This is a genomic window from Bradyrhizobium sp. PRIMUS42 (assembly GCF_023006515.1).
In the GTDB taxonomy this organism is placed as follows: Bacteria; Pseudomonadota; Alphaproteobacteria; order Rhizobiales; family Xanthobacteraceae; genus Bradyrhizobium.
Genome location: NZ_JALBGZ010000369.1, coordinates 1 through 6,374 on the forward strand (window position 1 = coordinate 1; position 6,374 = coordinate 6,374).

At 64.6% G+C, this 6,374-nt stretch carries 6 protein-coding genes; 1 reads left to right on the top strand and 5 read right to left on the bottom strand.

Annotated elements, in window-relative coordinates; genetic code table 11:
- On the top strand, positions 1–1,295 hold a 1,295-nt coding region (locus MOV75_RS23640), incomplete at its 5' end, for a mucoidy inhibitor MuiA family protein (RefSeq protein ID WP_247006713.1).
- 142 nt (positions 1,296–1,437) lie between these two features.
- Here the strand turns inward: MOV75_RS23640 and MOV75_RS23645 are convergent.
- The 5 genes from MOV75_RS23645 to MOV75_RS23665 all read right to left on the bottom strand — a co-directional run.
- Positions 1,438–2,232 (bottom strand): heme ABC transporter ATP-binding protein, encoded by a 795-nt coding sequence (locus tag MOV75_RS23645; RefSeq protein WP_309486962.1) that lies wholly within the window; start codon positions 2,230–2,232, stop codon positions 1,438–1,440.
- Between the two features lie 47 nt (positions 2,233–2,279).
- Positions 2,280–3,122: a carbohydrate ABC transporter permease gene (locus MOV75_RS23650; RefSeq protein ID WP_246929963.1), complete on the bottom strand. Its 843-nt coding sequence runs from the start codon at positions 3,120–3,122 to the stop codon at positions 2,280–2,282.
- A 49-nt stretch (positions 3,123–3,171) separates the two neighbouring features.
- A complete protein-coding gene (locus MOV75_RS23655; RefSeq protein WP_246929961.1) occupies positions 3,172–4,128 on the bottom strand; it encodes a carbohydrate ABC transporter permease in 957 nt (318 codons plus the stop codon).
- A gap of 197 nt (positions 4,129–4,325) precedes the next feature.
- Complete coding sequence (locus MOV75_RS23660) at positions 4,326–5,669, bottom strand: ABC transporter substrate-binding protein (protein ID WP_246929962.1); 1,344 nt, start codon at positions 5,667–5,669, stop codon at positions 4,326–4,328.
- An 85-nt stretch (positions 5,670–5,754) separates the two neighbouring features.
- Positions 5,755–6,374 (bottom strand): NAD(P)-dependent oxidoreductase (locus MOV75_RS23665; RefSeq protein WP_309486961.1); only part of this gene is annotated, 620 nt, incomplete at its 5' end.

The following is a 6,374-nucleotide window of genomic DNA, read 5'->3' on the forward strand; positions in this document are numbered from 1 at the left end:
ACGCCCGCCGCAAGTTCGCCGAGCACTTTGCGGAAGCCGCCCCCGTCGGCATCGGCGAGAAGGGCGAGGCGCGGCCGATTGCGGAATGGCGCACGGCCTTTGCCGCGGTCGGTGAGGAAATTGCGAGCGCCGATACGGCCATCCGTGATGCGACGCGCAAATTGCGCGAGATCGATCGCCAGATCGCCCAGCTCGAAGCCGAGCGCAAGGCCAAGCCGGCGAGCAAGCTCGAGGTTCGCATGGACATTGCCGCGCCGGCCGCGACCAAGGCGACGTTGCGGGTCACCTACAATGTGCGCAATGCGCGCTGGATGCCGCTCTACGACGCCCGGCTCGACACCGGCGCCAAGGACCGCAAGGCGCAACTGGAGCTGGTCCGTCGTGCCGAGATCACGCAATCGACCGGGGAGGATTGGTCCAACGTCACGCTCGGCGTCTCCACGGTTCGCATCAGCCGCGGCGGCAGCGCGCCGGAGCTGGGCTCGCTCGTGGCGCAATATCCGCAACCGCAGAGGCCAATGGCACTCGGCACGGCCTCCGATCTGGCGCGGCCCGCGCCGATGACGCGTCAGGCACAATCGCCCGCGATGGCCAAGGTCGCGGAGTCGGCCGAGCCGCGTGAACGCGCCGACGAACAGCAGGCTGTCGCCGAGATCGGCGACTTCCAGGCCACCTTCAGAATTCCCGGTCGCGTCAGCCTCGGCGCAGCCGAGGGCGCCAAGAGCCTGCGCATCGCGGCAATGACGGTGCCGGCCGATCTCGCTGTCCGCGCCGCGCCGGTGTTGGATCCGACCGCCTTCCTCGAAGCCAGCTTCAAGCAGACGGATGACACGACGCTGTTGCCGGGCAAGGTCGCGATCTATCGCGACGGCGTCTTTGTCGGTCGCGGCAAGATCTCAGCCTCTGCCAAGGACGACATCGTGCGGCTCGGCTTCGGCGCCGACGACAAGGTCCGAATCGAGCGCGCTGTGCTCAAGCGCAACGAAGGCTCGGCCGGACTTCTGGTCACGACGTCGAAGACGGACGAGCGTTCGTTCAAGACCACCATCCGCAATGGTCACGACTTCCCGATCAAGGTCGCGATCGAGGATCAGCTGCCGGTCAGCGAGAGCGAGGACATCGTCGTCGAGATGCTGCCCGCGACCACGCCGCCCACAGCAAAAGATATCCGTGACAAGCGCGGCGTGCTGGAATGGTCGTTCGACGCCAAGGCCGGCGAGGTCAAGGACATCAACTTCGCCTGGCGCATCCGCTGGCCAAAGGACAAGGGCATGGTGATCGTGCCGGCGGGGTAGGTTGCCGGCCACGAACGAGGTGCGCCCCCTCTCCCGCTTGCGGGAGAGGGTTGGGGCGAGGGCTCTTTCCTCTGGGAGAATCTTCGTTGTCGAGACACCCTCTCCCCAGCCCTCCCCCGCCAGCGGGGGAGGGAGCGCACCTTCACCGCGGCGGCACCGCTGCCCGCATCGATTGCGGTAGCACATACGGTACGCCGTCAGCCTGATGCACGACGGCGTCGATCTCGAAGATGTCGCGTATGGTCTCGCGGGTGAGGACATCCGTCCGCGAGCCGTCTGCGGCGAGCTTGCCGCCAGCCAGCACGACGAGCCGGTCGGCGAAACGGATTGCGAGATTGAGGTCGTGCAGGATCGCGATCACGGCCGTGCCGCTGCCGGCGCGGCGGCGGGCGGCTTCTACGAGGTCGATCTGGTGACGCAGATCGAGGCTCGAGGTCGGCTCGTCCAGCAGCAGAAGTCCCGGACCATGCTCGGCTTCGCCGCAGGCGAGCTGCACCAGGACGCGGGCGAAATGGACGCGCTGCTGCTCGCCGCCTGATAGCGTCGGCAATTGCCGTTCGTGGAAATGTGCTAGCCCGACCTCGTCCAGCGCAGCATCGACGAGCGGTCCAGCTTCACGCGCGCTGCGCTCGCCTGCGCCCATCTGCACGATCTCCTCGACGGTGAAGGGGAAGGTGACGTTGATGTGCTGGGACAGCATCGCGCGGTGCGCGGCGAGCTCCCGCGGCGTGAAGCTGCTGATGGCGCGCTGCTTCAGGCGCACCTCGCCTGCGTTCGGCCGGAGCTCGCCGGAGAGCAGCCGCAGCAGCGTCGATTTGCCGACGCCGTTCGGGCCGATGATGGCGACCATCTCGCCGGCCGCAACCATCAGGCCGACCCCATCGAGCAGCGTCGCGCGGCCCGCGCGCTTGTTGGCGGACGCACGCGTTATGCGGATCGCGTGTTGCAGTTTTGTGAAACCGGGCCAAACGCCGCAGTTGCGATCTACTCCTTTACCGCGCCGGTCAGCGAGGAGACGTAGTAATCCACGAACAGAGAGTAGAAGATCGCAACCGGCAGCGATCCCAGCAGCGATCCCGCCATCAGCGCGCCCCACTGGTAGACGTCGCCGGTCACGAGCTCGGTCAGGATCGCGACCGGCACGGTCTTGTTGGCGCCGCTCTGGATGAAGGCGAGCGCATAGATGAACTCGTTCCAGGACAGCGTAAAGGAGAAGATGCCGGCCGAGATCAGCCCGGGCACCGCGAGCGGCAGCGTGATACGCCGCAGGATCTGCAGGCGTGTCGCGCCGTCGACCAGTGCGCATTCCTCGAGCTCATAGGGGATCGACTTGAAATAACCGATCAGGAGCCAGGTGCAGAACGGCACCAGGAAGGTCGGATAGACCAGGATCAGGGCAAGCGGCGAATCGAACAGGCCGAACTGCACCACGACGGTGGCGAGCGGGATGAACAGGATCGACGGCGGCACGAGATAGGCGAGATAGATGCCGAGGCCGACATAAGGACTGCCGCGGAAGCGCAGGCGCTCGATGGCATAGGCGGCGAGCGTAGACGCGATCAAGGACAGCGTGGTCGAACCGATCGCGACCAGCATCGTCGTCTTCAGCCAGCGCGGATAGGCGGTGTCGAACAACAGATGCTTGATGTGGGCGAGCGTCGGCGAGGAGATCCAGAACGGATTGTGATCCTTGTAGTTCATCAGCTCCGCGTTCGGCTTGAACGAGGTGATCGCCATCCAGTAGAACGGAAACAGCAGGATCAGCACGAAGCAGCCGAGCGGCAAATAGATCATCATCAGCCGCCGCAGCCCGGAATCCCAAGCCATGGTGTCGGGTGCGGCCTTGGCGTCCGCGACGCCCGGTTGCGCGACGGTGTCAGTCATTGGCCTCTCCCTGCTGCCATTTGCGGCGTGCCAGGCCGAAATATGAGAACAGCGTCGCGAACACCAGGAACGGGATCATCGACACCGCGATCGCCGCACCTTCGCCGAGCTCGCCGCCGGCGATGCCGCGCTGGAACGCCAGCGTCGCCAGCAGATGGGTCGAGTTGACCGGCCCGCCTCGGGTGATGGCGTAGACCAGCTGGAAATCGGTGAAGGTGAAGATGATCGAGAAGGTCATGACGATGGCGAGGATCGGCATCATCATCGGGAAGGTGATGTAGCGGAAGCGTTGCCAGGCGCTGGCCCCGTCCAGCATCGCGGCCTCGTAGAGCGAGGGCGAGATGGTCTGCAGGCCCGCCAGCAGCGAGATCGCGACGAAGGGAATGCCGCGCCAGATGTTGGCGACGATCAGCGAGAAGCGCGCCGGCCATGGCGAGCCGAGGAAGTCGATGTTGCTCGATCGCCAATGCAGCACGTCGACGAGGAGATAGGAGATGATCGAGAACTGCGGATCGTAGATCCACCAGAACGCCAGTGCCGAGAGCACGGTCGGCACGATCCAGGGCAGCAGGATGATCGCCCGCAGGATGCTCTTGAACGGAAAATGGTTGTTGAGCAGCAGCGCGAGCCAGAAGCCGAGCGCGAACTTCCCGAAGGTCGCGATCCCCGTATAGACCACGCTGTAGAATACCGCGTTCCACCATAGGGGATCGGTGAGCAGATACTGGAAGTTCTCGAAGCCGACGAAGATGCCGCGCCGGCCGATCGTGGTGTCGGTGAAGGCGAGCCAGACGCCGAGGCCAAGCGGATAAGTGAGGAACACCGAGAGCAGCCCGATCGCGGGCGCCAGGCACATCACGATGAGGAACGGCTTGTAGTCGAACAGCCGCACCAGCCAGGACGGCTGCCGCTGCGCCAGTGCGGGGGAGGAGAGGGTGGTCACGGACATTAGTGTGTTGTCCTGTCGTTGAAGGTCACCACGTCGTCATTGCGAGCGAAGCGACTTGTCCGCCGAAGCCTTGGCGAAGGCGGAAGCAATCCAGTCTGAGTCTGCGGAGGCAGTCTGGATTGCTTCGTCGCTTCAGTGCAAAATTGCTTTGCAATTTTGTCACGAGCTCCTCGCGATCACGGCGGCTTTGTCGATGTCTACCGGCCTTGCCGCCGGAAGTACCGCTTGCACCGCTGCTCGGCTTCGGCGGCGGCGGCTTCCGGCGTGGCCGCGCCGGTCGCAACGGACGCGCACATCTGAATCAGCACGTAGTCGGCGCTGACGGCTCCGGTCGCCGTCGAGATCGGGCCTTTGTAGCCGTCATAGTAAGTGCTGTTCATCGAGTTCTTGAACAGCTTCACCTTGGGATCCTGCGACCACACGGCGGCCTCGGCATAAGCGGCCAGCGGCTGGGACCAGTAGCCGGAATTGGCGTTGAGCCACGGCTCGTACTGGTCCTTTTCCAGCATGTATTGCAGGAAGGCCTTTGCGGCGTTCGGATACGGGCTGTGCTTGAACACCATGGCGTTCAGCGTCAGGCCGGCCATCGGAGAGACCTTGGCGAGGCCCTTGGGCAGCAACTGATGCTCGCTGTCCTCGGCGATCGCCTTGGTCGCCGGATCGTTCTTCAACGAGAAGTACAGCGAGACGCCGTTGGCGGTGAGGGAGATCTCCTGCGAGGAATAGGCGCGGTTGTTGCTGACGTCGTTCCACGATGGCGTGCCGGCGATGAAGGTCGGGTAGAGCTCCTTGACCCAGTTCAGCGCGGCGATCGTCTCCTTGCTGTTGATGACCACATTGCCTTCCTCGTCGAGCAGGGCAGCGTTGTGCGACCACAGCGCCCAGTTGGCGAAGCCGTTGCCGTCGCCCTTGGCGTTGCCGAGTGCGAAGCCGGCCGGCTTGCCGGCCTTGTGCAGCTTGCGGCAGAGGTCGAGCACGCCGGCATGATCCTCCGGTACCTTGTCGAAGCCGACCGATTGCAGGATCGACTTGCGGTAGATCAGGGGACCTGCGGTGGCGCCGAACGGCAGGCCGATCCAGGACTCGCTCTTGCTCTTCTTGCCGTATTTCTGCGCCAGCGGCAGCCAGCCGCCATAACGCTTGCCGAGATAGTCGGCGACGTCGGTCAGCTCGATCAGCTTGTCGACGTAGATGTGGGGGGCGTCGGAGAAGCCGATGATGATGTCGGGGCCCGCGCCGGAGTTCGAGGTGACGGCGGTCTGCTGGTTGATGTCCTCCCAGCCGACGAAGTCGACCTTGACCTCGACCCCGGTCTCCTTGCTGAACTTTGCCGTATTTGCGCGGAACACGTCCTCGTCGGCCTGAACGAAGCGCACCGGGCGCAGCATGCGCAAGGACGCGCCCTTCTCGATCTCGCGTTTGGGCGCCGCCACGTCGGCGGCTTTGATGTTGGATGTTTGCGCTGCAGCACCGGTGGCGGCGAACGTTGCAGCGGATAGGCCCAGCGCCAAGGCATCACGACGTGTGATGTCGTTCCTCATCAGTACCTCCCTATATATGTTCCCTTCCCGGCGTTGGTCGCCGGTGAAGGGTCGTTTCGGTCGTTGGCGCCTTAGCGCCGGCCGCCTAGCTGTTCGGCCCGCGATCCATGCTGACGGGTTGCCAGCGACGGAGCGCGGTGTCTTGCAGCACCGACGGATTGACGCAGCTTACCGGCCACATGCCCTGCAGCACCAGTGACAATTCGTAGCCCACCCGGCGCTTGCGCGCTTCGTCAAACCGTGCCGAGGCCGACGCGACATGGGCGGTCAGGGTCACGTTCTCCATGCGGAGCAGGGGATTGTTGTGCGACGGCGGTTCCTTCTCCAGCACGTCGAGGGCGGCGTGCGCGATCCAGCCTTCCTGCAGCGCCTTGATCAGGCTCTCTTCGTCCACGGTGGCGCCGCGTCCGGTGTTGACGAAGATCGAGCCCTTCTTCATCTGCCGAAAGTGCTTCTCGGTCAGCATGTGATGGACCTCGGGCCTCGCCGGGGCATGCATCGAGACGAAGTCGGATTGCGACAGCACCTCGTTCAGCGTCGCCGGGATCACGCCGTGGTCGTACATCAGCGTTTCCTGGATGAAGGGATCGTAGGCCATCATGCGCAGGCCGAACGGCGCGGCTCGCTTCGCAACTGCACGCGCGACGCGGCCGAACGAGACGAAGCCAAGCGTCTGGCCCATCAGCCGCGGAACCTTGAGCAGCG